We start from the raw sequence: 24,386 nt of genomic DNA, 5'->3' as shown, positions 1-24,386 counted from the left end.
TCAGACCTGCGGGTCGCCCACGTGCAGGATCTTCATGCCGTTGGTGCCGCCGGTGGTGTGGTAGCTGTCGCCCTTGGTCAGGATGACCCAGTCGCCTTTCTCCACCACGCCGCGCTTGACCAGCTCGTCGATGGCTTTCTGGCTGACTTCGTTCGGGGCCAGCGAGGCCGGGTCGAACGGAACGGTGTACACGCCACGGAACAACGCAGCGCGGGCCTGGGCTTCGCGGTGCGGGGTGAAGCAGTAGATCGGCACCGACGAACGGATACGCGACATGATCAGCGGGGTGTAGCCGCTTTCGGTCAGCGCGATGATCGCCTTGACGCCCGGGAAGTGGTTGGCGGTGTACATGGTCGCCAGCGCAATACTCTCGTCGCAGCGCTCGAATTCCTTGCCGATGCGGTGGCTGGAGGTCTTGCTGGTCGGGTGCTTTTCAGCGCCGACACAGATGCGCGCCATGGCCTGCACGGCTTCCAGCGGGTAAGCCCCGGCAGCGGATTCGGCCGACAGCATCACGGCGTCGGTGTAGTCGAGCACGGCGTTGGCCACGTCGGACACTTCGGCGCGGGTCGGCATCGGGTTCTGGATCATCGACTCCATCATCTGGGTCGCCACGATCACCGCCTTGTTGTGGCGGCGTGCGTGCAGAATGATTTTCTTCTGGATGCCCACCAGTTCAGCGTCGCCGATTTCCACACCCAGGTCACCACGGGCAACCATTACCGCGTCGGACGCCTTGATCAGGCCGTCGAGGGTTTCGTCGTCGGCCACGGCTTCGGCGCGTTCGATCTTCGCCACCAGCCAGGCAGTGCCGCCGGCTTCGTCGCGCAGTTGACGGGCGTAGTTCATGTCGGCAGCGTCACGCGGGAAGGACACGGCGAGGTAGTCGACTTCCATTTCAGCGGCGAGCTTGATGTCGGCCTTGTCTTTTTCAGTCAGGGCCGGCGCGGTCAGGCCGCCGCCGCGACGGTTGATGCCTTTGTGGTCGGACAGCGGGCCGCCGATGGTCACGACACAGTTCAGTTCGGTCGCGGTGGCGGTTTCAACGCGCATCACCACGCGGCCGTCGTCGAGCAGCAGCTCGTCGCCCACGCCGCAGTCCTTGACCAGATCCGGGTAGTCGATGCCGACCACCTGCTGGTTGCCTTCGGTCAGCGGATGGCTGGTGGAGAAGGTGAACTTGTCACCGATCTTCAGCTCGATGCGCTTGTTGGCGAATTTGGCGATACGGATTTTCGGGCCTTGCAGGTCACCCAGCAGGGCGACGAAGCGGCCGTGCTTGGCAGCCAGGTCACGCACCAGCTTCGCGCGAGCCTTGTGCTCGTCGGGGGTGCCGTGGGAGAAGTTCAGACGGGCGACGTCCAGGCCAGCCAGAATCAGCTGTTCGAGAACTTCCGGCGAGTTACTGGCCGGGCCAAGGGTAGCGACGATTTTGGTACGACGGACGGACATGCAAAGACTCCTCAGGTTCAAGCGCTCGCAGAGGCTACTACGCTCTTTGGGTGTAGTCATTGTTCGTTTGCACTACTTATTGTTTTCTTTATTGAACGCGACAATCGGAGCAAAGGGCTCTGAAGATTTCTCGCCAGAGGTCGATAATGATCACAAGACAGGAGAATACCCCATGCGATTCGTGCCCATTGCCGCCCTTGCCCTCAGCGTCCTCGCCGTCACGGGCTGCACCCGTTGGTCGATGAACCATCATTTGAACAACGCCTACAGCGCCTACGACCGTGGCAACTGCGAGCAGGTGATGCTCGAACTGTCCAAGGTCGAACGCGCCAGCCGTGCCCGCCCTTACGTGTGGCCGGAGGTATCGATGATGCGCGGCCAGTGCCTGGAGCGGCAGAAAATGTTCGTCGATGCGGCGCAGACCTATCAGTTCATCATCACCTCGTACCCCAACAGCGAATACGCCTACCGCGCCCGCGCGCGTCTGGAAACCCTGCAGAGTCTGGGTCACTACCCGACTCGCAGCGCTGCCGCGGTGGTACGTCCAACCCGGTTCTGATGGCGGTTGTCCTACAAAATATGGCCGGCTGTACAAGGTGAGCTATAGTCCAATGACACCGGTTTAGAGCCTGGACTCCACATCGGCGCAACACCTGCGACTGGCATGAGCATTACGTGGCGAGCGCCACACCGGAAGCGGGGAGAGCGGACCTGTCGGGCAGGTTCGTTCCGAAGCACAGTGCGGTCCGTTTACCGGGCCCTGCATGGTGATAAGTTCATGTTTACTGACCGTCGAATCGAACGGCACCAGTTGCCGTATTTTCTGCGAGTGTTCAACAGCGTCACCGACAAACCCATCGGCTTTCTGGGCAACGTCTCCGAAGACGGGCTGATGCTCATCAGCCAGTTGCCGATGATGATCGGTGCTGAATTCAAATTGCGTCTGAAGATTCCTGTAGGCGCTGACTGCCAGCAGGTGATTGATCTCAGCGCCTGCTGCCTGTGGTGCCATGAAGACGCGACTCCCCGGCATTACGACGCCGGTTTCAGCCTGTACCGGACACCACCGGAGTATGGGCAACTGGTCGAGGCGTTGAAGCAGTACTTCAGTTTTCAGCCGTTGCCGGCTTCGGCCTGAAAACAAAAAAGGGCCACAACCTGCCGAAGGTTGTGGCCCTTTTTTCTTACTCGGTTATCGCAATCGCCCGTTCGTTATCCAGCGTCCTCTCTGCCAGCAACAATCCCATCTCGCTCAACTGATAGATCGCCATCGCCAGATGCCGCGGCTTGTCGTCCAGGCTGTCGGCCAGGTCCAGCAGCAGGATGCTCACCGAAGAAAAGGTTTCGTAGGTCTGGATGGCGATCGCCTCGGGGTTGATGTCCGGGTCGACCTTGAACATCTGCATGCCGCGATCCACGGAGTTGCGCGGTTTTTCGGCCTTGGGGTTCAGGTAGAAGTCGAGGGCCTTGTGGGCTGCGTCGTGAAGTTTTTTCGAATCGATTGAAGCGTAGGGGGAGACCGGATCGGGTTGATCGGTCGGGTCCTTTGGATCGGTGTCTGATGGGGGATTTGGTGTAGCTTTGAACATACCTAACTTCCTAATAAGTTGGGCTGTTACCGCTTCGCGACTAAACGAGGGGGTGGCAGCTGTAAGCAGGTTAGTCGACCGGGGAAGTAGGCTTTTTCCGGCGTGCCCGGGGGCACCCTGCTCACAGCCACCATCGAGTGCAGGGATAGGGAATACCCGACTGGACGATGCGTTTGCAAACCTATCTTACCTCGGGCGACTAAACCCGGCCGCTGATTGGCAGCGACGGGTATCAAGTTACGGGGCAACGCCAAGGTGCACAAGCCAGCGGATTCGCGCTTACACGTAGGCAAAAGCGTCACGTGTTGTAGCCTCAATTCCACCGTTTTTTTGTTCTCCACAAAAAGTGAGAGAACAACAGTTCTGCATCTCTTTTGAGGGTTTTTACACGCGGGGCAGGGCTAGCGTATTCGTAGGCAAAGGGGGGCTTTTTTGAGAGCCGAGCTGTAAGAACCCCCCCGGTTAATGATTGGTTTTAGAGAACGTGAACCGTAGAAGAAATACATCGAAAGATCTTGGACATCGGTGAGAGTCCGAAAGCTTTAGCTGGGACGGTTTCCTTTCAGCTTTGCCAAACCTTGCTTGATGAAGCCAGCGTTTTCTCCAATAGTAAAAAGTGCTTCCCGGACGTTGTTTCCGGTATCCACCATTCCCTGTGCTTCGACCAGGAGTACAAATTCCATCAGAGCGGCTTCCAAGCCGAGTTGATTCTGATACATCCTTTCCAACACGTCTGATAGAGAATATTGATCGGCCATTCTTAGTCTCCTTTTTGCAAAAAACTAAGCATAGCAGTGGCATTTGCGAGTGTTAGTTGGCTAGCGATTTCTACTCAAATGGTGAGCTGCATCAGCTGTGATGCTCCGCGGGTGAACTGAGCCAGCTTATTGTTTAGAACTTTTTGATTTTCGTAATTTTAATCTGGCCCTCCTGTGTGAATTTCACAGTGTGTTAGCAGAGTGCTCCAGATTTTTTCCAGTTCAGATACCGCGAAATTACGTCTGTGCTCAATTCACTTGGGGGGACATCTATCACTTGTACTCCTTGGGCACTCAATTTTTCATGGAGCACCGATCGGGCGTTCAGGTAATCCACTGTTGCGCAGTATTCAAGCGCTTGCTCAATCGTTTGCACCTGAGCATACCGTCTATCTTCAAGCTTGCTTTCACGCAGGCTGGCCACGAGTACTCGATGCCGGTGGCTTAGTTGTCTGACGGCGTTCAGCAATTCCTCATCATCCTTATCCCGCACATTCGTCACCAGCACCACCAGCGCCCGACGCTTTTGTCTGGCCAGTAACTGATTCACCGCAGCCGGATAGTCCGCCGAACGCCGCGTGCTATCCAGATCGTAAACACCATTGAGCAACACCTTGAGCTGCCCCGCACCTTTGACCGGTGCAATAAACCGCGGCTGATCACTGGCGAAGGTGGACAAGCCCACCGCATCCCCCTGCCGCAACGCCACATGACTCAACAGTAAACACGCATTCAACGCATGATCGAAATGCGACAGCTCCCCATCCTGACTTCGCATCTGCCGCCCGCAATCGAGCATGAAAACAATCTGTTGATCCCGCTCGTCTTCGTACTCCCGGGCAATCGGTGTGCGATGGCGGGCGGTGGCTTTCCAGTCGATCTGGCGCAGGCTGTCGCCTTCGCGAAATTCCCTTAGCTGATGAAATTCCATTCCCTGGCCACGGCGCTGGCGCTGGCGTACGCCGAGCTGGCTGAGCCAGTTGTCGACCGCCAGCAGCTGGCCGTCGTAGAGGCGGGCGAAGTCGGGGTAGACGCGGGTGTGATCAGTGATGTTCAGCAGGCGTTTGCCGGACCACAGGCCGAAGGGGCTCGGCAGGTTGAGTTCGCAGGTGTCGAAGCTGAAGTGGCCGCGCTTGAGTGGGCGCAGGCGATAGCCGATCAGGCTGCGCTGGCCAGGTTGCAGCTCGGTCGAGAGCGGCAGGTTTTCGTAGCTGAGGCCGTCGGGTACATGGTCGAAGAGTTGAAGGGGCAGTGGCTGGGCGAAATCGTGTTCGACCTCCAGCCGGATTTCGCTCCAGCGACCGAGGGCCAGGCTGCCGGGCATATGCCGATGTACGCGGGGCGAGGGCAGGCGCTTGAGGCGCAGCGCGTCCAGCAGGCTCAGCGCAAACAGCGCCAGCAACAATCCCCAGTTGATCGACAACAGGCTCGATGGCACCTCGACGTCCAGCGCCTGCAACGCGCCCAGCACAATGCCGATGACCAGCAGGATCGCCAGCCAGATCAACAGCAGGCGCGAGGGTTTCACAGGCGCGGCGCCGGTACTTGGTCGAGCAGTTGCTGAAGGACTTGATCGATTTGCAGCCCTTCGATGTCCAGCTCCGGTGCAAGGCGTACCCGGTGACGCAGCACCGCCAGTGCGCAGCCCTTGATGTCGTCCGGGATCACGAATTCACCACCGCGCAACAGCGCGCGAGCGCGAGCGCAGCGCACCAGTGCGATGGAGGCGCGTGGCCCGGCGCCCAGACTCAGCCCCGGCCAGGTACGGGTGCTGCGGGCCAGGCGCACGGCGTAATCGAGCACCTGATCGTCCAGTGGCAGATCGCTGGCGATGCGCTGCAGGGCTTGCACGTCCTTGGCTTGCAACACGGTGCGCAGCGGTTGCACGTCGAGCATGTCGGCGCGGGTCGAGCGGCTGACCTGGCGCACCATGTCCAGCTCCTGGTCGGCTTCGGGGTAATCCATGCGTACTTTGAGCATGAAACGGTCGAGCTCGGCTTCGGGCAGCGGGTAAGTGCCTTCCTGTTCGATCGGGTTCTGCGTGGCGAGCACCATGAACGGCTGGGCAATCGGCAGGGGGCGGCCTTCGAGAGTGACCTGACGTTCCTGCATCGCTTCGAGCAGAGCGGCCTGGGTCTTGGCCGGGGCGCGGTTGATCTCGTCGGCCAGCAGCAGGTTGGTGAACAGCGGGCCTTTGCGCAGTTTGAACTGCTCGGTCTGCAGGTCGTAGACCGCGTGGCCGGTGACGTCGCTGGGCATCAGGTCCGGGGTGAACTGGATGCGCGCGAACTCGCCCCCGAAGCATTTTGCCAGGGCGCGTACCAACAAGGTTTTACCGAGGCCGGGAACGCCTTCGAGCAGCACGTGACCGCCGGCGATCAGCGCGGTCAGCACGTCGTCGATCACCGGGTTCTGGCCGATCAGCACCTTTTGCAGTTCACCGCGTACCGCTTGTGCCAACTGGCTGGCACGGTGACGTTGCTGGGCGGCGTGGCTGGGCGAGCCGGGTTCGATGTGTTCGGTCATAGCGAGTTCCTCAAGGCTTGCAGGTGGGCGACCTGACGGCAGAATTCGGCGCTGGACAGGCGCCGCTTCGGTGCCGGGCTCAGGGCCTGGCTGATGGCACGGGTCGGTTGGCGGGTCAGGCGCGACAAGGCCAGCCATTGTTCGGCGACGTTCAATTGGTCGAAACCGGGATGACGGTGACGGGCGCGGCGCAGGACGTCCTGCTGCAGGGCTTGCAGCAAGGTCTGCTGGCCGTTGTGGCGCAGGATGAAATCGGCGCTGGCGCGCAGGTGTTCCATCAACTGACGACGACCGCTCGGGACAGGGGCCTGCACCGGCCCGTGACGCACGCCGACATGCCACAACCACAGTCCGATCAAGGCGAGCAGGGCGACGATGGCTTGTGGGAAGTAGCGCCAGAGCAGAGTCAGCAGACCGTCGTGTTCGGTGTTGTACAGCAGGGTTACGGAGGTGTCGGCGCTCAGGTACCAAAGCAGCCAGGCATTGTCGTGCTGAGCGATGGCCGGGGTTTTCCACAGTTCGGCGTCGGTTACCACGGTGACCGAGCCGACGCCGTAGGGCAGTTGCATCATGTGGGTGGCTCTGGCGCTGTTGGCCCAGGCCTGGGCGAGGTTTTTCGGGTCGTCGAGGTGGAACGCGGTGTCGAACCCGGCGTAGGCCGGCGCGTCTTCGTCTTCCAGATAGAGCTTGGTCAGGTTGGGGTAGGGATCTTCGTCGGCATCCGGCGGCGGGTCTTTGAGATCCTTGCTCAGGGACTGATGCAGTTGCACACGGTCGAGCAGCAGGTCGTTGCTCTGGCCGGTCTTTTCATCCCACAGCGACTCGGCAACGAATACCAGCCGCCCGCCGGCCCGGGCCCAGTTCAAGACTTGATCGACCTGACGCGGCGTCATTTTCGAACGATCGTTGAACAACAGCAGGGTGTGTTGGCGCGGATCGATCTCGGGCAGCACGGACAGGCTTTCGGCATGGCCGACGGTTATCCCGTGACCGCGCAGAAACATCTCCGCCGCCAGATAAGGATTGGCTTGTGCGGCGGGCGAGGGGCCGTGATCGACCACGGTCTGGTAAGGCGTGGCCTTGAGGTACAGATAAACGCCCAGCGCACTCAGCAGAGCGACGATCAGCGCGCCGGCCAGCCAGATCGTGCGCCGGTTCAACGGGCGGCTCCATGGCCGAACAGTGACCGCCAGCCATCGCACAGTTCCTGTTGCAGATGCGCCGCCGGCACGCGGTGTCCGTAGGCCATGTTCTGCCAGTGGCCGGTGAGGTGACGGCTGTAGGCGAGCAGGTCCGGACGCTGCAAGTGTTCGATCCGTGCCAGTACTTCGCTTTCGGTGTCAGCGGGTTTCAGTGTCAGGTTGAAATCGTGCAGCAGGTGACTGAGCAGCGCCCGATACAGCAGACCGAGCGCCGCGCGGGGCTGGGTCTGCCAGAGCTGTTCGGCACTGGCGGCGATGTCGTCGGGCAGTGTTTCCCGGCTCAGGTCGAGGCCGAAGGCTTGCTGTGGCAAGGGGCGTTTTATCCGCTCGGGCAATCGCGGGCGACGACTGACGAACGTCTGCAGAAACTCGCGATAGCGCCAGATCAACCCGCCGAGTGCTGCGATCACCACGGCCCACAGCAACACTTCAATCGCCTTGGCCAACCCGTTGAGGTGTTGACCGTTGAGCCAGTCGAGCAGGGTTTTCAGCCATTGCGGCGTCTTGCCGTCCTTGGCTTTTTCGGCGGTGGCGGGATCTTCGCCAAAGCGATAGCGGGTGACGGTTTCCTTGTTCTTGAACGGCGGTTGTTCGAGCAAGGCGTTGATGCTGTCGCGAGACGCCTGGCTGGTCAGTGGCTGATTCAAAAGCCGGGGCGCATCCGGAGCGGTGGCGGGGGCGGCGGCCCATGCCGAGGGGACTCCCGGCAGCAACAGGCAAACCACCAGCAGCACACCGAGCGCGCTGCTGTTCAGGCGCTGGCGCAGGCGGCGGAACACCAGTTCGATGTCCCACGCTTCGAGGATGGTGCGCCGGTTGAGGTAGAGGCTGAAACCGCAGGCGACGTAGATCGGTTCCCAGATCACCAGTACCAGAGCGTAGAGGGCATTGGTCAAGTGCTCGAGCCAGCGCCATTGGTGATCGGCGGCGAAGATCAGGCTTTGCCAGTCCCAGTCGGTTTCGACCTGTTGTGGCAGGAGTAAATAGAACAGCACCATCAGGCCAATCCACAGCGCCGTTTCCAGATGGACGCCGATGATCGTCAGCCACTGGGCCGCGCCGGCGTTGCGTTGCAGCAGCACCCGCACACGCTGCTGTCGTGCGAGGCCGCCCAGGCCCTCGAGTTGCACCACCGGCATCAGGAAGCTGCGACTCAAGCTCAGGCGTCGCCAGGTCAGGCTGGCCAGCAGTTGCGGTTTGAGCAAGTGCGGCCATTGGCGTAACGCCTGTTGCAAAGTGGGTGTTTCGCCGAACAGGGCTTTGGAGAGGATGTACAGCGGCAAGCGCTCATAGGCCGGTTTCAGCCACCAGAAGATGAACACCGCGAGCGACGGAGAATCCCAGAACAACAGGCTCAGGACCGCAAACAATGGCAGGGTGACGATGGCCCAGCTGGTCATCAGCAAGCGCCGATGCTGCTGGCTCATGCGCACGCCCAGGTCCATGGCTTCCCAGGTGCTGCGTGGGCGGATCACCACCGTCGCGTCACTCAGGCGCATGGCGGCTCCTTCCGGCGAACAGCAGATAAATCGCCACGCAGAGCCAGAGTCCCGCGCCGACCAGGTATTTGGTCTGCGACGTGACCCCGGTGCGTGATGACCAGTACGCCTCGATGAACGCGGCGATCAGCAGGAACAGCATCACCCCGCAGATCAGCAGGACACTCTGGCGCGCCGCGTGTCTCAAGGCCTCACCGCGAGTCAGGCGTCCCGGTGCAATCAGTGTCCAACCCAGTTTCAACCCCGCTGCGCCGGCCAGGACAATTGCGCTGAGTTCAAATGCGCCGTGACCGATCACGAAAGGCCAGAAGGTCTGACCGAAGCCGATTTCACTCAGGTGCCCGGCCACTGCACCGATGGTCAGGCCGTTGTAGAACAGGAAAAACGCACTGCCCAGACCCAGCAGCAAACCGCTGGCGAAGGTCTGAAAGGCGATGTCGATGTTGTGCATGATGTAGTAGCCGAACATCACCCAGTTTTCACTGGCGGCGCGCTCGGCCGAGCGCCCGAGGTGGCCGGCGACCGGATCGTACATGCTCTGCATCTCGCGGACCTGCTCGGCGGGGATCATGTTGTAGATCAATTCGGGATTCAGATACACCAGTACCCCGAAACTGGCCAGGCTGCCGAAGAACAGCAGCCCGGCCACGAGCACGAAAGGCCATTGCGCCCTTACCAGCCGGGGGAATCCGGCGAGGATGAAACTCAGCAGGCTGGCACCGAGCTGTCGGCGATGACGGTAAAGCTGTTGATGACCGCGCAGCACGAGCTGTTGCAAGGAGTCGACGAGAAAGCTGCTGTAGCCACGCTCCTGCGCCAGAGCCAGATGTTGGCAGAGTCGGCGATAGGCCTTGGGAAATTCGGCCACCTGCGAAGTGTCCTTGCCTCGTTCCAGTCGTTCGAGAGCGAGTGTAAAGCGCTCCCATTCGGCCTTGTGGCGGCTTTCGAAAAGGCTTTGTTTCATGTCGGCCCCATCAGGCCACGGGCGATGCTGTTGAGTTCGCCTACGGCTTTGGGGGCGCTGATGCGCAGCGGCTGGGTCAGCAATGCGGCGAGCTCGTTGACCCGCGCGGTCGACAGTTCCCCCTGGCGTTCGGCGAAGGCGAGCAGGGCGCGTTGTTCAGTCAGGGTCAGCGGGATCGGCGAGCGGCGTGGTTCCGCATCGGGTAACTGCGGGTGCCTGAGCGGGCGTTCGCTGTAGATCACCAGCGTGCCGGCAGCGATGTCGCCGAGGCGTTTGAAGGTCGGGTGTTGCAGGCAACTGATCGCACCGAGGAAGTAGCCGAATGGCATCAGGTCGACAAAACGCAGCAGGTTGCGCAACAGGGAGGCCGACCAGCCGACCGGCGTGCCGTCGTCGTGCACCACCCGCAGGCCCATCCATTGTTTACCCGGCGAGCGGCCCTGACGCAGTACTTCGAACAGCACCATGTACCACCAGCTCACCACAAACAGCAGCAATGAGCCGAGGCCGATGCCGAGTTTGCCGAGCAGCGCCAGCAACATCAGCAGCAGGCCCAGGATAAGCCCGCGCAACCCCAGATCAATGGTAAACGCCACGGCACGCACCATCAGACCGGCGGGACGCAGCGGCAGGTCGATGCCTTCCGGCGTTTCAACCTGGTGCCGCGTTTCCAGTGGCGGGGCCAGCGGTGCTTTCCTTGGCGGTGCTGTGGTCTCGAGCATGGGCTACCTGATGTTGCCGGATCGGGATGCGAGTGAATCCGATGCTAGCAGTCTCTCGGGGGGAAACGACATCACTATGTCATACACATCTTTCAACCAAAGGTGACTGAATGATGCGGTGCTGGCCGCGACGGCGGTCGAACGCCTAGACTTTGCCGATCTTCAGTTCAGGAACCGCCCGTGACTTCCATCTTCTGGTACGACTACGAAACCACCGGCATCAATCCCCGATGCGACCGTCCGTTGCAGGTGGCCGGGATCCGCACCGACCACGAACTCAACGAAATCGACGAACCGGTCAATCTTTACTGCCAGCCCAGCGAAGACATCCTGCCGCACCCGGCGGCGTGCGCGATCACCGGCATCACTCCGAGCCGCCTCGCCGAGCAAGGTTTGAGCGAAGCCGACTTCATGACCCGGGTCTATGCCCAGCTCGCCGCCCCCGGCACCTGCGGCGCGGGGTACAACACCCTGCGCTTCGATGACGAGATGACCCGCTACAGCCTGTACCGCAACTTTTTCGATCCTTACGCCCGTGAATGGCAGGGCGGCAACAGTCGCTGGGACCTGATCGATGTGGTGCGCGCCGCTTATGCGTTGCGTCCCGACGGGCTGGTCTGGCCAACCGATGACGAAGGCCGGGTGACGCTCAAGCTCGAACGCCTGACCGCTGCCAATGGCATTGATCACGGCAACGCCCACGAGGCGCTGTCGGACGTGCGCGCCACCATCGCCCTGGCCCGGTTGATCCGCGAGAAACAGCCCCGGTTGTATGACTGGCTGTTCCAGCTGCGCAGCAAGCAGAAGGTCATGGACCAGATTCGCCTGTTGCAGCCGATGGTGCACATTTCCGGACGCTTTTCGGCGGCCCGCAGTTTTGTCGGTGTGGTGCTGCCGCTGGCCTGGCATCCGCGCAACAAGAATGCGTTGATCGTCTGTGATCTGCATCTGGACCCGCAGGGCCTGCTGGATCTGGATGCACAGGCCTTGCGCCAGCGCCTGTATACCCGTCGCGACGATCTGGCCGAGGGTGAGCTGCCGGTGCCGCTCAAGCTGATTCACATCAACAAGTGCCCGGTGGTGGCGCCGTTGTCGGTGCTGAGAGCTGAAGATCAGCAGCGTCTGGGGCTGGACATGGCGCTTTATCAGGCGCGCGCATTGCGACTAAGTGACGCACAACAAGTTTGGAAAGATAAAGTCTCGGCGATTTATGCCAGCGAAGATTTCACCCCGAGTGAAGATCCGGAACAACAGTTGTACGACGGATTTATCGGTGATCGAGACCGGCGACTATGTGAGCAAGTGAGGACGGCAGATCCTGCGCAATTGGCGCGAGAGCAATGGCCGTTCGATGACGAACGCTTGCCCGAATTGTTGTTTCGATATCGAGCGCGTAACTTTCCGGATACGTTGAGTTTCGAAGAGCAAGAACGCTGGCAAATCTTTTGTCGGCAACGCTTGTCCGAACCGGAGTGGGGTGCCCCTAATACCTTGCAATCTTTTGCCGAGGCCATGGAGCAATGGCTGCTTAGTGCTGCGCCGATGCAGGCCCAGGTGTTGATTGAATGGCAGAACTATGTCCAGGCATTACGCAAACGTTTGAATCTTTGAAATCGAACATGTCCGTCGCCTGAATGACGGGCATAAAAAAACGCCAGCGGATGCTGGCGTTTTTTTATGTCGCGCAGGGGGCTGCGACGGGGGTTGCGGCTTAGCCCAGCAGGGTAGCCCAGCCTTCAACCACGTCACCGCCCCACTTGGCTTTCCACTCTTTCAGAGTTTTGTGGTTGCCACCTTTGGTTTCGATGACTTCGCCGTTGTGCGGGTTTTTGTATTGTTTAACTTTGCGAGCACGCTTGGTGCCGGTAGTTTTGGCTGCGCCGCCACGTGGTGCTTTGGTTTTGGATTCTGGATCCAGCAGCGCGATGATGTCGCGCAGGGATTTGGAATATTCGCCCATCAGTGTGCGCAGTTTGCCTTCAAATTCCAGCTCGGCTTGCAGTTTGTCGTCTTGCGACAGGTTCTTCAAACGAGCTTGCAGCTCTTTGATAGCTTCTTCGGTGGCACGGTATTCGTTGATCAAGGACATGATTACTACCTTATGTGGGAGTGCGCGATGGCAGGGGACAGTGCCGCAATAATAGTCAGGCTGTTTCATCAAGTAAACATTTAACCGGGGTTTTTATTTGAATTAGTTACGTTGAAAAGCCCTGAATTGAATGTTCAGTTAAATATTGTGATGGAGTCTTCACAGATATTCACACAGGACTGTTCATGCATGGCTATTGCTGCGCCATCATTCTGGCGTTTGCCAGCGTCAAAAAATCTGTGACGGACTGCCGCGAGGTTCCGGGGGGCATCAATACTGCAGTTTTCCCGCGCAGTCGCTAGAATGGCCGCCTTTGCGAAGTTCTGGAGTTTCCCCCTCATGCGCACTTTTCGGCTGGTGATTTCTTGCCCGGACCGCGTTGGCATCGTTGCCAAAGTCAGTAATTTTCTGGCGGCCCACAATGGCTGGATCACCGAAGCGAGCCACCACTCGGACAATCAGGTCGGCTGGTTCTTCATGCGTCACGAAATCCGTGCCGATTCCCTGCCTTTCGGTATCGAGGTATTGCGCGAGAAGTTTGCGCCGATCGCCGAAGAGTTCTCGATGGACTGGCGCATCACCGACACCGAGCAGAAGAAGCGCGTGGTGCTGATGGCCAGCCGTGAATCCCACTGCCTGGCCGACCTGTTGCACCGCTGGCACAGCGATGAACTCGATTGCGAGATCTCCTGCGTGATTTCCAACCACGATGACCTGCGCAGCATGGTCGAGTGGCACGGCATTCCTTATTACCACGTCCCGGTCAATCCGCAGGACAAGCAGCCGGCCTTCGACGAAGTGTCGCGCCTGGTCAAGCAGCATGACGCCGAAGTGGTGGTGCTGGCGCGCTACATGCAGATCCTGCCGCCGGACATGTGCCGCGAATACGCTCACAAGGTCATCAACATTCACCACAGCTTCCTGCCGTCGTTCGTCGGTGCCAAGCCGTATCACCAGGCCTCGCTGCGCGGCGTGAAGCTGATCGGCGCAACCTGCCACTACGTGACCGAAGAGCTGGATGCCGGCCCGATCATCGAGCAGGACGTAGTGCGTGTCAGCCACAGCGACAGCATTGAAGACATGGTGCGTTTCGGCCGTGACGTCGAGAAGATGGTGCTGGCCCGTGGCCTGCGCTATCACCTGGAAGACCGCGTGCTGGTGCACGGCAACAAGACCGTGGTGTTCTGATCGAAGCTTTCGGTTGAAAAACAAAGGGCCTGGGCGTTCAATCGCCTCAGGCCCTTTTTTTTGCCTTGTTGCAGCCCTGTGAGGAAGCGTTCATGAGCGATCCACTGGACAAAGCCACTTCCAAAGCCCCCGCCACCCTTGGCGAAGGCTGCCTGAGCCGCTATGACCCGGATGACCTGAGCCCGGAGGACGGCACGGAGTTTCCTGGCGCTGCCGAACTGTGGGAGCAACTCAAGGACGAAGAGGACGACCTCAAGAAGCCTGTCTGACGCTCAGCAATTTTTTCAGCAACGGCCTGCCCAGCATCAACAGAAACACCGGGCCACCCACCAGCAGGTAGAAGTAATACGTCACCACCCGCCAGATCAGGATCGCCGCCGCCGCGGTCGATTTGCCGACCATCGGCGCCAGCAGCGCCGCCGAGGTCAATTCCGCCGCACCGGCACCGCCCGGCAGCAGGCTGAACTGCCCCGCACCCAGCGAAAGCATCTGAATCAGAAACGTCCAGGCCCACTGCACATCCGCCCCCAGCCCGCGCAGCGCCAGATACAGCACGCTGTAACGCAGCGACCAATGCACGCAGGTCAGGACGAACACCTTGATCAATGTCTGCCACGGCAATTTCAGCGCATCGGTGAACGCGGCCAGAAAGTGCAGCAACTGCCGCGCCCAGCGCCGTCGGGTACGCGGTTCGACGTTCATCCCGGCCAGCAGGCGTCCGCTCAGGCGAATCAATCGACGGTGATAGCGCGCGACCAGCACGCAACTGAACAGACCGCCGGTCAACGACAGGGCACTGACGGTCAGCAGCCATTCCATACGGCCGCTGAGATGCTGGAACAGCGCGTAGATCAGGATCCCGCTCAGGGCGCAGAGAAAAAACAGCAGATCGCTCAACTGATCCATCGCAAACACGGCGCTGCCCCGGGCCGGGCGCACGCCGCTGCGCGCCAGCAGGGCCATGATCGTCAACGGCCCTCCGCTGCCGCCGGGCGTGGCGCACCAGGCGAATTCGGCCGCCATCACCACCCCGAGGCTTTTCACGGGCGTGACCCGGTCACGCTGATCGCCGAGCAGCAGCCGCAGGCGCAGGGTGTTGATGCCCCAGCACAGCAGCACCATGGCGAACATGATCAACAGCCAATTCAGCGGAAAAGCCTGCAAGCGCTCCAAAGTCTCGCCGCCGCCGAGCAGGACGGGCACCGCCACGGCCACCAGCAGGCCGATCAGTAACAGAATGCCGCGACTCAAGCGGCACGCTCGGCTTGAGTGCGCTGGCGCGTCAGCCAGTCGATTTTGGTCATGGGCACGCGTCCGTCCGCCAACAGTCGTTCAAGGGTGCGCCACCAGTAATCCCGGGAAAACCGATGGCGCATGTCCACCGGGTGCAAGCCTAGACGAATCACCGGCGCCTGACGCCAGCGCTGCTCACGCTGTTCGCTGATGACCTTCGACATGCCGCGACGCCAGGCGCTGCGTGCGCTCCAGACCAGTCCCGGGGCCTCGACCGCAGTGAAATCCGGCAAGTGATAAAGATGCTGCGGATCGCTGGTGTAGCGCAGCGGCAGTTCGCGCAGTGCCTGGCGCGTGCCGGCGCTCATCAGCCAGGCCGGGGCGACGAAACCGTGCAGCGGCCAGTCGTGGCGCCGAAACAGATCGATGCCGGGGTGCAGGCGGGCGAGGGCGGCTTCACGGGACAGTTGATAAAACTCGCCTTCATGGGTGTAGACCCGGCGCATGAACCAGTCGCGCGCCGTTCGCGGGCCGGGTTCGGTGTCTTCATGGAAATGGCCGTGCAAGGCCAGTTCATCGCCGCGTGCGACGCGCTCGTCGAGCATTCGACAGAACGCCGGGTGAGCCTCAAGGGCATCGTGTCGATGGAAGTCCGGGACCACCAGCCACGTCATCGGTACGTTGCCCAACCGGTCAACGGCGTCGACGAATCCTCGATAATCGGCCCACGTGGAGGGGGCCACGTCATGCAGCACAAGCATCACCGCCGGGCACTCGTGAGATTCAGCCATTGGCCACCCACGGAGCCGAATCGCCGAGTACGGCGTGGTAGTGGCCCAGCAGGCTGTCGACCACGGTGTCCCAGGCGTAATTGCGCTCGACATGTTGGCGTGCCTGTTGACCAAGTGAGCCAGTCCCGCGACTGAACAGTTCGCGCACGGCATTGGCCATGGCTTGCGCATTGTTCGGCGCACAGAGCAGGCCGCAGGATTCGCTGACGATTTCCTCGAACGCCCCGGCCGCCACCGCCACCACCGGAATGCCGCAGGCCATGGCCTCCAGAATCACCAGGCCGAAGGTTTCCTGATCGCCGGCGTGGATCAGCGCGTCGGCACTGGCCATCAGGCGTGCGACCTGGGTGGCCGGGCAGAACCGGTCGATCACGCTGACGTTGTCCGGGACGGACGCCGGCATCGACGAGCCGACCAGCAGCAGGTGATAACGCGGGCCCAGACGCTTCATGCAATCGAGCAGCACCGGCAGGTTTTTCTCTTTGGAGCCCCGACCGGCGAAGATCAACAGGCGCGTGTCCTCGGCGATCCCCAGTTCGCTGCGCAATGCGGCGTCGCGGGCATCGGGGTGGAAGGTCTGAAGGTCAACGCCCAGCGGCTGCACGAAGACGTTGCGCACGCCCAGCCCGCTGAGCTTGTCGGCCATGACCTGGCTGGGCGCCAGCACCCGGTCGAAATTACCGTACAACTTGCGCACATACGCATCGATATTCGGCGTGACCCAGTGGCCCATTCGGTTGCCCACCAACAGCGGCAGGTCGGAGTGATAGAAACCGATCACCGGCACATCCAGTTGCCGACGCGCATCGAGCGCGGCCCAGGCGGTGAGGTACGGATCGCCGACTTCGATCAGATCCGGTTGCAAGTCCTGCAGGACGTTTCGCCACGGGGCCAGGCGCAGGGGAAAACGATAGCCTTTGCCGAAGGGCAGGGCGGGGGCGGGAACTGTGTAAACGCCATCATGCTCGCCGTAACGCGCGCCGGGGATCAGCAGGCTGTGGCGGATCCCGGGCTTCACGCCCAGACGACGGTGCTTGGCGTCCAGATAGGTGCGCACGCCGCCGCTGGCCGGGGCGTAGAACATGGTGATGTCGGCGATATGCACAGTAAACGACCCTCCGCGTTGATCTCCCTAGGTTGACCCTTATCAAGAATAGATGTTCGGTCGGGGTTTCGCGGTGGGGTGCAGGGCTGGTTTCGGAGGGATTGTTGGCCGTCTTCGTCGGATGGTAACGAACGACGAAGACGACCGGCAGAGCGGCTTTAAATGCGGAAGCTGCCAACCAGATGCTTCAATCGCGAAGCCTGCTGCTCAAGATCCGAGCAGGCACGCAAGGTTGCCTGGAGGTTCTCGACGCCTTCCTGGTTCAGGGTATTGATCTCGGTAATGTCCACGTTGATCGACTCGACCACGGCGGTCTGTTCCTCGGTCGCGGTGGCCACCGACTGGTTCATTCCGTCGATTTCGCCGATACGCTGGGTCACGCTGTTCAGGCGCTCGCCGGCCAGGTTGGCGATTTCCACGCTGTCCTGGCTGTGGCGCTGACTGTCGCTCATGGTGCTGACCGATTCGCGGGCGCCGACTTGCAGCTCCTCGATCATGGTCTGCACCTGTTGCGCCGATTCCTGGGTGCGGTGGGCAAGGTTGCGTACTTCATCCGCTACCACGGCAAATCCACGGCCGGCTTCACCGGCACGCGCAGCCTCGATGGCGGCGTTGAGCGCCAGCAGGTTGGTCTGCTGGGAAATGCTGGTGATCACTTCCAGGATCTGGCCGATGTTCACGGTCTTGCTGTTCAGCGACTCGATGTTGCTGCTGGACGCGCTGAGCATGCTCGACAACTGATTCATTGCCTTGATGCTGCGATCCACCACTTGCTGGCCGTCTTCGGCCAGGCCACGGGCGTCGCTGGCCTGGGTCGAGGCTTGTGCGGCGTTGCGGGCGATTTCCTGGGCGGCGGCACCGAGCTGATTGATCGCGGCAGCCACGCTGTTGGTGCGCGAGGCTTGCTGGTCGGAGTTGTACATCGACGAGTTGGACGCCGCGACCACGCGCAGGGCGACTTCGTTGACTTGCCCGGTGGCGGACGACACTTCGCGGATCGAACCGTGAATCCGCTCGACGAAGCGGTTGAATGCCGTGCCGAGCACGCCGAATTCGTCCTGGTTCTGAATGGTCAGACGTTTGGTCAGGTCACCTTCGCCGTCGGCGATGTCTTCCATGGCGCGGGTCATGACGTGCAGCGGCTGAATCAGGATGCGGATCAGCATGCCGAGCAGGGCGATGATGATCGCCACCGCAATCACGGTCGCGATCACGGCCGAGGTGCGGAACTGGCTGAGCATCGAGAACGCTTTGTCCTTGTCCACTGACAGGCCGATGTACCAGTTCACCGACGGCAGGCCCTTGATCGGGGCAAACGTGACGATGCGGGTCTTGCCGTCGACAGTGATTTCACTGAAATCGCTGCTGATGCGCGGGGTGTCCTGCGGATAGGCTTCTTTGAGCGATTTCATCACCAGGGCCTTGTCCGGGTGCACCAGGATCTTGCCGTCGGCGCTGACCAGGAACGCATAGCCCATGCCGGAGAAGTCCCGGGCGCTGAGGGTGTCGATCAGGGTTTGCAGGCTCAGGTCACCGCCCACCACGCCGACGCTCTGGTCGGCCTTTTTCGCGGCGGTGGCGATGGAAATGATGGTCTGGCCGGTGGCGGCGTCGATGTACGGTTCGGTCAGGGTAGAGGTGCTGCTGCTTTCGGCACCCTTATACCAGGGGCGGACCCGCGGATCGAAACCGTCCGGCATTTTCGCATCCGGACGGATGGTGAAGTGCCCGGTGGCGTCGCCGAGGTAGGACGCCATGAACGTCGATGTCAGGGCTTTCTGTTCCAGCAGGCTGGCGACGGCGGCCGGCTCGGGATTGATGGCGATGTTCTGTGCGGCGTTCTCGATCAGCAGGATGCGCCCGGTGAGCCAGGTCTGGATGTTGTCGGCGGTGACTTCGCCCATCTCGTTGAGGTAGTTGTTCAGGTCGTCGCGGATTGCATTGCGCTGCAGCCAGTCGTTGTACAGCGTGAACGAGGCAAAGGCGGCAATGACGATGAGGGCGGCGGCAAGCAGGATTTTATGGCTGAAGCGTAGATTTTTGTTCATGGCTTGGGGTTCCGCTAAGGTCTTAATGTCCAGGGCGTGCTTTTATAAAGGCGCGCAAAATGGGCAGGTGTGAACGCTGAGTGATATTTCCGTCTCTCCTTAGGGAAATCACGGACCTGACTTTTGATCGGGTCTCTCACTCCTTTCTATCGGCCATGCTCGACAAAGATTAACTATTGGGTGACCAAATGCCTGACTCTTCGCAACTCGTAATCGGCGCCGATCTCGCCGGGCAACCGATCGCCCAGGCGATGCGCCTGGCCAACCGTCACGGACTGGTGGCCGGGGCGACCGGCACTGGCAAGACCGTCACTTTGCAGAGGCTGGCCGAAGCTTTCAGCGACGCCGGCGTCGCGGTGTTCGCCGCCGACATCAAAGGTGACCTGTGCGGCCTCGGCGCTGCCGGCAACCCTCAGGGCAAGGTCGCCGAGCGCATCGCCGGGATGCCGTGGCTCAACTACAAGCCTCAGGCTTATCCCGTGACCTTGTGGGACATTCACGGGGAGTCCGGTCATCCGCTGCGCACCACGCTGAGTGAAATGGGGCCGTTATTGATCGGTGCGTTGCTGGAGCTGACCGACAGCCAGCAGTCGGCGTTGTACGCGGCGTTCAAGGTCGCCGACCGCGAAGGCCTGTTGCTGCTGGACCTGAAAGACCTGAAGGCACTGCTCAATCACCTCAAGGACAATCCGCAGTTGCTGGGCGAAGACGCGGCGCTGTTCACCACCGGTTCCAGCCAGGCGCTATTGCGGCGTCTGGCGGTCCTTGAACAGCAAGGGGCCGAAGCCTTGTTCGGTGAACCGGGGCTGCAACTGGAAGACATCCTGCAACCGGCCGCCGACGGTCGCGGACGCATTCATTTGCTGGATGCCAGTCGTCTGGTACATGAAGCGCCGAAGGTTTACGCGACGTTTCTGCTGTGGCTGCTCGCCGAGCTGTTCGAGCAACTGCCGGAGCGGGGCGATGCCGAAAAACCGCTGCTGGCGCTGTTCTTCGATGAAGCGCACTTGCTGTTCGGCGATACGCCCAAGGCCTTGCAGGAGCGTCTGGAACAAGTGGTGCGGTTGATCCGCTCCAAGGGCGTCGGGGTGTATTTCGTCACCCAGTCGCCGGGCGACTTGCCGGACAACGTGCTGGCACAGCTGGGTTTGCGGGTTCAGCACGGTCTACGGGCGTTCACCGCCAAAGAGCAGAAATCCCTGCGTGCGGTGGCGGATGGTTTCCGGTCGAATGTGGCGTTCGATACGTTATCGGTATTGACCGAACTCGGGATTGGCGAGGCGCTCGTCGGCACCTTGCAGGAAAAGGGCACCCCGGAAATGGTTCAGCGTGTGCTGGTGGCACCGCCGCAGTCGCGGATCGGGCCTTTGACCGAGACCGAACGCACGGTGCTGATTGCCGGCTCGCCGTTCAAGGGCCGTTATGACAAGCCGATCGACCGCGAGTCGGCTTATGAAATCCTCACCGGGCGCAAGAACCTGGGGCCTGAAGCCGAGGCAATACCTGGCAAGCCGGCAGCCGAGGAGCCAAGTCTGGCGGACAAGGCCGGGGAATTCCTCGGGACTGCCGCGGGTCAGGCTTTGAAGTCGGCGATGCGTCAAGCGGCGAACCAGTTGGGACGCCAGTTGGTGCGGGGATTGATGGGGTCGTTGCTCGGTGGCAGCAAGCGCCGCTAAGAACTGTGACGGGCGCGCCAGGGTCAGGATTTGGCCTTGGCGTGCGCTGCCAGACGCTCCAGCGCCGCCCGCAGGTTCGGATCGCTGATCCCGTCGGCGGTCGATTGAATGGTCGCCGCGGCATCCGTCGACAGGTCCATCGTGTGCCCGGATGGCCTGGACTGGATGACGGGAGGTCGCACCGAGAACTTGATCCGCGTCAGACCGGCGAATTCGTCGAACATCTGCAGTTGCCGCAGCAGGCGCTTTTGCTGATAGCGCAGGCGAGTGGCCCAATGGCCGTCGGTGACCACCAGCGACAGTTCGCCTTCGCGCCACTTGGCCACATGGCAGTGCTCGCGGGCGGCGGGTTGCAGTTGGCTGTCGAGCAGACGCTGCAGGTGGGCCAGGCGTTGAGCATGGCCGAGGATGGCTTTCAACGGCCTGGCTTCGCGTAGCAGAACGGCGGGCGCTCTGGCGGTAAGAGGGCGAAATGCCATGATCCAACACCTGAAGTAGCAAAGGCGCCATGGTAGCAGATGGACCCCATTTCACTCGCCCATTGCTTTTGTCCCTGCTTTACCCATTAAATCAACGACTAACTTCTGTTGCCAACGGCTTGAAGTTGAGCAAAACGCCCCTATTTTAAGTGAGCCCCGTCAAAGCGCAGTGCCAGCATCGTGGAATATCCCCACTTTCCTCACCACCGTTTCCGGGTAGAATGCTCGTTCGCATGCGGCCATGAGGGCTGCACGGGCGACTCACGGGGCCGCCCTCCATCCCTTTAGTGTGGAAGATCCTGCCGATATGTTTGCGCCTTTGTTAAAGAAACTTTTTGGAAGCAAGAACGAGCGTGAAGTCAAACGCATGCTCAAGACGGTGCAGCTCGTCAATGCCTTCGAAGAGAAGATGGTCGCCCTCTCGGACGATCAACTGCGCGCCAAGACCGCAGAGTTCAAAGACCGCATTGCCAAAGGGGAGACCCTCGACAAGCTGTTGCCGGAAGCTTTTGCGGTCGCCCGCGAAGCCGGCAAGCGGGTCATGGGCATGCGCCACTTCGACGTCCAGCTGATTGGCGGCATGACCTTGCACGAAGGCAAGATTGCCGAAATGCGCACCGGTGAAGGCAAGACCCTGGTGGGTACCCTGGGCGTTTACCTCAATGCGCTGTCCGGCAAGGGCGTGCACGTTGTGACCGTGAACGATTACCTGGCTCGCCGCGACGCCAACTGGATGCGTCCGCTGTATGAATTCCTCGGTCTGAGCGTCGGCATCGTGACGCCTTTCCAGCCGCCGGAAGAGAAGCGCGCCGCCTACGCCGCCGACATCACCTACGGCACCAACAACGAATTCGGGTTCGACTACCTGCGCGACAACATGGCGTTCAGCATGGAAGAGAAATTCCAGCGCGAACTCAATTTTGCCGTGATCGACGAAGTCGACTCCATCCTCATCGACGAAGCGCGTACCCCGCTGATCATTTCCGGTCAGGCCGAGGACAGCTCCAAGCTGTACATCGAGATCAACAAGCTGATCCCGAAACTCAAGCTGCATGTCGAAGAAGTCGAAGGCGAAGTCACCCAGGAAGGCCATTACACCGTTGACGAGAAGACCCGTCAGGTCGAACTCAACGAAGCCGGTCACCAGTTCATCGAAGACCAGCTGACCAGCATCGGCCTGCTGGCCGAAGGCGAGAGCCTGTACTCGGCGCACAACCTGAGCCTGCTGACCCACGTTTACGCCGGTCTGCGTGCGCACAAGCTGTTCCATCGCAATGTTGAATACATCGTGCAGGATGGCCAGGTCGTGCTGGTCGACGAACACACCGGCCGTACCATGCCCGGCCGTCGTCTGTCCGAAGGCCTGCACCAGGCTATCGAGGCCAAGGAAAACCTGAACATCCAGGCCGAGAGCCAGACCCTGGCATCGACCACGTTCCAGAACTACTTCCGTCTGTACGACAAGTTGTCCGGCATGACCGGTACCGCCGACACCGAAGCGTTCGAGTTCCATCAGATCTATGGTCTGCAGGTCATCGTGATTCCGACCAACAAGCCGTTGGCCCGTAAGGACTACAACGACCTGGTGTTCCTGACCGCCGAAGAGAAATACGCGGCGATCGTCAATGACATCAAGGAAAGCATGGCTGCCGGCCGTCCGGTGCTGGTGGGTACTGCGACCATCGAAACCTCCGAGCACATGTCCGCACTGCTCGTGAAGGAAGGCATCGAACACAAGGTTCTGAACGCCAAGTTCCACGAAAAAGAAGCCGAGATCATCGCGCAGGCCGGCCGTCCGGGCGCCCTGACCATCGCGACCAACATGGCCGGTCGCGGTACCGACATCCTGTTGGGCGGCAACTGGGAAGTTGAAGTCGCGTCCCTGGAAAACCCGACCCCTGAGCAGATCGCCCAGATCAAGGCCGACTGGCAGAAGCGTCACCAGCAGGTGCTGGAGTCCGGCGGTTTGCAGGTGATCGCGTCCGAGCGTCACGAATCCCGTCGTATCGACAACCAGCTGCGTGGCCGTGCCGGCCGTCAGGGTGACGCTGGTTCCAGCCGCTTCTACCTGTCGCTGGAAGACAGCCTGATGCGCATCTTCGCCTCCGACCGGGTGAAGAACTTCATGAAGGCCCTGGGCATGCAGCCTGGCGAAGCGATCGAGCACCGCATGGTGACCAACGCCATCGAAAAGGCCCAGCGCAAGGTTGAAGGTCGCAACTTCGACATTCGTAAACAACTGCTGGAGTTCGACGACGTCAACAACGAACAGCGTAAAGTGATCTATCACATGCGCAACACGTTGCTGGCTGCGGACAACATCGGCGAAACCATCGCTGACTTCCGTCAGGACGTCCTGAACGCCACCGTCAGCGCGCACATTCCGCCACAATCGCTGCCCGAGCAGTGGGACGTGGCCGGTCTGGAAGCCGCGATTGCCAGCGACTTCGGCGTGAAGCTGCCGATCCAGCAATGGCTCGACGAAGACGATCACCTGTACGAAGAAACCCTGCGCGAGAAGCTGATGAACGAGCTGATCGCCGCGTACAACGAGAAAGAAGACCAGGCCGGTGCCGACGCACTGCGCTCCTTCGAGAAACAAATCGTGCTGCGCGTGCTGGACGACCTGTGGAAAGACCACTTGTCGACCATGGATCACCTGCGTCACGGCATCCACCTGCGTGGTTATGCGCAGAAGAACCCGAAACAGGAATACAAGCGCGAGTCCTTCACGCTGTTCTCCGAGCTGCTGGATTCGATCAAGCGCGACTCGATCCGTGTGCTGTCGCACGTTCAGGTTCGCCGCGAAGATCCGGCCGAAGAAGAACAACGCCTGCGTCAGGAAGCCGAAGCGCTGGCTGCTCGCATGCAGTTCGAACACGCCGAGGCGCCAGGTCTGGAGCAGCCGGAAGCACTGGTCGGTGAAGAGGTCGATGTGGCGCTGGCCACCGCGCCGGTTCGCAACGAGCAGAAACTGGGCCGCAACGAGCTGTGCTACTGCGGTTCGGGCAAGAAATTCAAGCATTGCCACGGGCAGATCCAGTAAACCCCGTTTCAATCGCTGA

22 protein-coding genes and 1 pseudogene are annotated in these 24,386 nt (G+C 60.9%); 7 read left to right on the top strand and 16 right to left on the bottom strand.

Features of this window, described 5'->3' with window-relative positions:
- Positions 1-1,452, bottom strand: a complete 1,452-nt coding sequence (pyk, locus tag ACSPX5_RS17265) for a pyruvate kinase (protein WP_169431656.1) — start codon at positions 1,450-1,452, stop codon at positions 1-3.
- A 172-nt stretch (positions 1,453-1,624) separates the two neighbouring features.
- On the opposite strand from pyk, the gene ACSPX5_RS17260 reads away from it, so the two are divergent.
- Both ACSPX5_RS17260 and ACSPX5_RS17255 read left to right on the top strand, forming a co-directional pair.
- Complete coding sequence (locus ACSPX5_RS17260) at positions 1,625-2,011, top strand: tetratricopeptide repeat protein (RefSeq protein WP_439819967.1); 387 nt, start codon at positions 1,625-1,627, stop codon at positions 2,009-2,011.
- A gap of 219 nt (positions 2,012-2,230) precedes the next feature.
- Positions 2,231-2,590: a PilZ domain-containing protein gene (locus ACSPX5_RS17255; RefSeq protein WP_169431655.1), complete on the top strand. Its 360-nt coding sequence runs from the start codon at positions 2,231-2,233 to the stop codon at positions 2,588-2,590.
- 46 nt (positions 2,591-2,636) lie between these two features.
- Here ACSPX5_RS17255 and ACSPX5_RS17250 read toward each other — a convergent pair whose 3' ends face one another.
- The 8 genes from ACSPX5_RS17250 to ACSPX5_RS17215 form a co-directional block, all read right to left on the bottom strand.
- Positions 2,637-3,041 (bottom strand): DUF6124 family protein, encoded by a 405-nt coding sequence (locus tag ACSPX5_RS17250; RefSeq protein ID WP_207866757.1) that lies wholly within the window; start codon positions 3,039-3,041, stop codon positions 2,637-2,639.
- A 542-nt stretch (positions 3,042-3,583) separates the two neighbouring features.
- The gene (locus ACSPX5_RS17245) at positions 3,584-3,799 is read right to left on the bottom strand and encodes a hypothetical protein (RefSeq protein WP_169431653.1); all 216 of its coding nucleotides are present in this window, start codon (positions 3,797-3,799) and stop codon (positions 3,584-3,586) included.
- 193 nt (positions 3,800-3,992) lie between these two features.
- On the bottom strand, positions 3,993-5,327 hold the full coding sequence (locus ACSPX5_RS17240) for a DUF58 domain-containing protein (protein ID WP_169431652.1): 1,335 nt from the start codon (positions 5,325-5,327) through the stop codon (positions 3,993-3,995).
- Complete coding sequence (locus ACSPX5_RS17235; RefSeq protein ID WP_169431651.1) at positions 5,324-6,325, bottom strand: AAA family ATPase; 1,002 nt, start codon at positions 6,323-6,325, stop codon at positions 5,324-5,326. The genes ACSPX5_RS17240 and ACSPX5_RS17235 overlap by 4 nt, the downstream gene beginning before the upstream one ends.
- The gene (locus ACSPX5_RS17230) at positions 6,322-7,485 is read right to left on the bottom strand and encodes a DUF4350 domain-containing protein (RefSeq protein ID WP_439819966.1); all 1,164 of its coding nucleotides are present in this window, start codon (positions 7,483-7,485) and stop codon (positions 6,322-6,324) included. The genes ACSPX5_RS17235 and ACSPX5_RS17230 overlap by 4 nt, the downstream gene beginning before the upstream one ends.
- Positions 7,482-9,026: a DUF4129 domain-containing protein gene (locus ACSPX5_RS17225; RefSeq protein WP_439819965.1), complete on the bottom strand. Its 1,545-nt coding sequence runs from the start codon at positions 9,024-9,026 to the stop codon at positions 7,482-7,484. The genes ACSPX5_RS17230 and ACSPX5_RS17225 overlap by 4 nt, the downstream gene beginning before the upstream one ends.
- Complete coding sequence (locus tag ACSPX5_RS17220) at positions 9,013-9,990, bottom strand: stage II sporulation protein M (protein WP_323160709.1); 978 nt, start codon at positions 9,988-9,990, stop codon at positions 9,013-9,015. Before ACSPX5_RS17220 ends, ACSPX5_RS17225 begins: the two co-directional genes overlap by 14 nt.
- Positions 9,987-10,712 (bottom strand): RDD family protein, encoded by a 726-nt coding sequence (locus ACSPX5_RS17215; RefSeq protein WP_439819964.1) that lies wholly within the window; start codon positions 10,710-10,712, stop codon positions 9,987-9,989. Before ACSPX5_RS17215 ends, ACSPX5_RS17220 begins: the two co-directional genes overlap by 4 nt.
- A 180-nt stretch (positions 10,713-10,892) precedes the next feature.
- Here ACSPX5_RS17215 and sbcB point away from each other — a divergent pair, with 180 nt between their 5' ends.
- The gene (gene sbcB / locus ACSPX5_RS17210) at positions 10,893-12,323 is read left to right on the top strand and encodes an exodeoxyribonuclease I (RefSeq protein WP_439819963.1); all 1,431 of its coding nucleotides are present in this window, start codon (positions 10,893-10,895) and stop codon (positions 12,321-12,323) included.
- A 100-nt stretch (positions 12,324-12,423) separates the two neighbouring features.
- On the opposite strand, the gene mvaT is transcribed toward sbcB, so the two are convergent.
- Complete coding sequence (gene mvaT / locus ACSPX5_RS17205) at positions 12,424-12,801, bottom strand: histone-like nucleoid-structuring protein MvaT (protein ID WP_007951234.1); 378 nt, start codon at positions 12,799-12,801, stop codon at positions 12,424-12,426.
- Between the two features lie 339 nt (positions 12,802-13,140).
- On the opposite strand from mvaT, the gene purU reads away from it, so the two are divergent.
- Positions 13,141-13,989, top strand: coding sequence for a formyltetrahydrofolate deformylase (gene purU / locus ACSPX5_RS17200; RefSeq protein ID WP_007912774.1), 849 nt, complete (start codon positions 13,141-13,143; stop codon positions 13,987-13,989).
- Between the two features lie 92 nt (positions 13,990-14,081).
- Positions 14,082-14,258 (top strand): hypothetical protein, encoded by a 177-nt coding sequence (locus ACSPX5_RS17195; RefSeq protein ID WP_007951232.1) that lies wholly within the window; start codon positions 14,082-14,084, stop codon positions 14,256-14,258.
- Here the strand turns inward: ACSPX5_RS17195 and ACSPX5_RS17190 are convergent.
- From ACSPX5_RS17190 to ACSPX5_RS17170, 5 genes and pseudogenes are all read right to left on the bottom strand, one after another.
- The gene (locus ACSPX5_RS17190) at positions 14,242-15,240 is read right to left on the bottom strand and encodes a lysylphosphatidylglycerol synthase transmembrane domain-containing protein (RefSeq protein ID WP_439819962.1); all 999 of its coding nucleotides are present in this window, start codon (positions 15,238-15,240) and stop codon (positions 14,242-14,244) included. The genes ACSPX5_RS17195 and ACSPX5_RS17190 overlap by 17 nt on opposite strands.
- Positions 15,237-16,013 carry a DUF2334 domain-containing protein gene (locus ACSPX5_RS17185; RefSeq protein WP_439819961.1) on the bottom strand — a complete coding sequence of 259 codons (777 nt, stop codon included), beginning with the start codon at positions 16,011-16,013 and terminating at the stop codon, positions 15,237-15,239. The genes ACSPX5_RS17190 and ACSPX5_RS17185 overlap by 4 nt, the downstream gene beginning before the upstream one ends.
- Positions 16,006-17,118 carry a glycosyltransferase family 4 protein gene (locus tag ACSPX5_RS17180; protein WP_439819960.1) on the bottom strand — a complete coding sequence of 371 codons (1,113 nt, stop codon included), beginning with the start codon at positions 17,116-17,118 and terminating at the stop codon, positions 16,006-16,008. The genes ACSPX5_RS17185 and ACSPX5_RS17180 overlap by 8 nt, the downstream gene beginning before the upstream one ends.
- 158 nt (positions 17,119-17,276) lie before the next feature.
- Complete coding sequence (locus tag ACSPX5_RS17175) at positions 17,277-18,041, bottom strand: methyl-accepting chemotaxis protein (protein WP_423815185.1); 765 nt, start codon at positions 18,039-18,041, stop codon at positions 17,277-17,279.
- A gap of 93 nt (positions 18,042-18,134) precedes the next feature.
- A pseudogene (locus ACSPX5_RS17170) lies at positions 18,135-19,166 on the bottom strand (HAMP domain-containing protein); the annotation flags it as partial.
- Between the two features lie 188 nt (positions 19,167-19,354).
- Here ACSPX5_RS17170 and ACSPX5_RS17165 point away from each other — a divergent pair.
- Entirely contained in the window at positions 19,355-20,842 is a 1,488-nt protein-coding gene (locus ACSPX5_RS17165) for a helicase HerA-like domain-containing protein (RefSeq protein ID WP_439819959.1), read from the top strand.
- Positions 20,843-20,865: 23 nt separating this feature from the next.
- Here the strand turns inward: ACSPX5_RS17165 and ACSPX5_RS17160 are convergent, their stop codons facing one another.
- A complete protein-coding gene (locus ACSPX5_RS17160; protein WP_169431640.1) occupies positions 20,866-21,321 on the bottom strand; it encodes a DUF721 domain-containing protein in 456 nt (151 codons plus the stop codon).
- A gap of 307 nt (positions 21,322-21,628) precedes the next feature.
- Here ACSPX5_RS17160 and secA point away from each other — a divergent pair, with 307 nt between their 5' ends.
- Positions 21,629-24,367 carry a preprotein translocase subunit SecA gene (gene secA, locus ACSPX5_RS17155; protein WP_169431639.1) on the top strand — a complete coding sequence of 913 codons (2,739 nt, stop codon included), beginning with the start codon at positions 21,629-21,631 and terminating at the stop codon, positions 24,365-24,367.
- Positions 24,368-24,386 lie beyond the last annotated feature (19 nt).

It is taken from the genome of Pseudomonas sp. HLG18 (genome assembly GCF_051903985.1).
GTDB lineage: Bacteria > Pseudomonadota > Gammaproteobacteria > Pseudomonadales > Pseudomonadaceae > Aquipseudomonas > Aquipseudomonas fluorescens_BT.
Note: the sequence above shows the minus strand (reverse complement) of the source record. Positions and strands in the feature narration are given on the sequence as shown.

Coding starts and splice junctions, on each gene's coding strand:
- ACSPX5_RS17235 (WP_169431651.1), bottom strand. CDS start 6,325: ATGACCGAACACATCGAACCCGGCTCGCCCAGCCACGCCGCCCAGCAA.
- mvaT (WP_007951234.1), bottom strand. CDS start 12,801: ATGTCCTTGATCAACGAATACCGTGCCACCGAAGAAGCTATCAAAGAG.
- ACSPX5_RS17160 (WP_169431640.1), bottom strand. CDS start 21,321: ATGGCATTTCGCCCTCTTACCGCCAGAGCGCCCGCCGTTCTGCTACGC.
- pyk (WP_169431656.1), bottom strand. CDS start 1,452: ATGTCCGTCCGTCGTACCAAAATCGTCGCTACCCTTGGCCCGGCCAGT.
- purU (WP_007912774.1), top strand. CDS start 13,141: ATGCGCACTTTTCGGCTGGTGATTTCTTGCCCGGACCGCGTTGGCATC.
- ACSPX5_RS17260 (WP_439819967.1), top strand. CDS start 1,625: ATGCGATTCGTGCCCATTGCCGCCCTTGCCCTCAGCGTCCTCGCCGTC.
- ACSPX5_RS17220 (WP_323160709.1), bottom strand. CDS start 9,990: ATGAAACAAAGCCTTTTCGAAAGCCGCCACAAGGCCGAATGGGAGCGC.
- ACSPX5_RS17255 (WP_169431655.1), top strand. CDS start 2,231: ATGTTTACTGACCGTCGAATCGAACGGCACCAGTTGCCGTATTTTCTG.
- ACSPX5_RS17215 (WP_439819964.1), bottom strand. CDS start 10,712: ATGCTCGAGACCACAGCACCGCCAAGGAAAGCACCGCTGGCCCCGCCA.
- ACSPX5_RS17195 (WP_007951232.1), top strand. CDS start 14,082: ATGAGCGATCCACTGGACAAAGCCACTTCCAAAGCCCCCGCCACCCTT.
- ACSPX5_RS17250 (WP_207866757.1), bottom strand. CDS start 3,041: ATGTTCAAAGCTACACCAAATCCCCCATCAGACACCGATCCAAAGGAC.
- ACSPX5_RS17165 (WP_439819959.1), top strand. CDS start 19,355: ATGCCTGACTCTTCGCAACTCGTAATCGGCGCCGATCTCGCCGGGCAA.
- ACSPX5_RS17225 (WP_439819965.1), bottom strand. CDS start 9,026: ATGCGCCTGAGTGACGCGACGGTGGTGATCCGCCCACGCAGCACCTGG.
- ACSPX5_RS17175 (WP_423815185.1), bottom strand. CDS start 18,041: ATGTACAACTCCGACCAGCAAGCCTCGCGCACCAACAGCGTGGCTGCC.
- secA (WP_169431639.1), top strand. CDS start 21,629: ATGTTTGCGCCTTTGTTAAAGAAACTTTTTGGAAGCAAGAACGAGCGT.
- ACSPX5_RS17185 (WP_439819961.1), bottom strand. CDS start 16,013: ATGGCTGAATCTCACGAGTGCCCGGCGGTGATGCTTGTGCTGCATGAC.
- ACSPX5_RS17245 (WP_169431653.1), bottom strand. CDS start 3,799: ATGGCCGATCAATATTCTCTATCAGACGTGTTGGAAAGGATGTATCAG.